Origin of the sequence: Paenibacillus maysiensis (assembly GCF_000520815.1) — a bacterium.
GTDB classification, from domain to species: Bacteria; Bacillota; Bacilli; order Paenibacillales; family Paenibacillaceae; genus Paenibacillus; species Paenibacillus maysiensis.
In genome coordinates this window covers 1-967 of record NZ_ASRY01000160.1, presented here as the reverse complement: position 1 = coordinate 967, position 967 = coordinate 1, and the positions used below count along the sequence as shown (strand labels likewise).

The 967-nt window shown below is 42.7% G+C and carries 1 protein-coding gene; it reads right to left on the bottom strand.

Going from position 1 to position 967, the window contains the following annotated elements; genetic code table 11:
* The coding region (locus tag L696_RS0110080; protein ID WP_025683534.1) for an IS110 family transposase at positions 1-718 on the bottom strand (718 nt) is incomplete at its 3' end.
* Positions 719-967 lie beyond the last annotated feature (249 nt).

Here is a 967-nt window from a genome sequence, read left to right as displayed (position 1 = left end):
TAGCATACATGGTTTGCTGAAATGGGTTTTGTTTTGCCGCATCTAGCAGTCGTTGAATCCGTTGGTTAATCCAGTCCTCTGAACGCCCTCGTTTCGAAGAAAGCAGTTCTTTCATCTTAGCTTTGAGTGTATTTTCATCTGTCTGCAAAACTGAATATGAGGTTGGGAATTCACTTAAAAACCGTAGTGAAACACCGGAATACATAGCCCCAAAGACGCCTTTGTAAGCCGGGAAAACCTGATCTAAAACAGCTTGGAATTGTAGTTTAGTCTGTACACACATCTTTGAAAGAGAATCATATTGTCTTGTAAGATAGCGCAGATTGAGAAGTTGCACCCCTCTTTTCTTAAAAGGTTCAAACTCTTCCTTGTAGTACAACTCTCCCAATAGGTCAGCGTCAGCAGCATCCGTCTTTACTTTACGAAGTTGAGACTTCCTAAGCCGATTTGAGATGAGCGGATTAATGACAATGTAAACATAGTGATGTTCTTCTAGAAACTGAACAACCGGACTTTGGTAATGGCCGGTTGCTTCTAGAATAAGCAAAGGACGTTGTTTGGATGCAGATTCAACGTCCTTTAAAACTTGATGGAGATTTGCTAAACCATCACGAGTGTGCTCGAAGTGGAATGTCCCTCTGAATGGCTTTCCTCGCGCTAAAAAGGCTTGTCCATGGCTTTCTTCTTTAGAAATATCTAGACCGATAACTGGATTCATTTCATCTCTCCCTGTAAGTTTAGATTTACCGGCATCCCCTAAGGTTCTTCTTGTCGCTCCATAGCATCGCTTGTTATACGGGATCTTACGTCCCAACCAGCCTCAATCATGGTCATGACAAGTAGGGTGAACACTATAGCGCTCGGGTTCAAGTCCCACGGGCAGGTACGTTCGACCAGGCTACCTTAATCCTCTATGCAAATGAAAAAAGGATCAACCAGAAAGAACTGGTTGATCTCATAATACGAA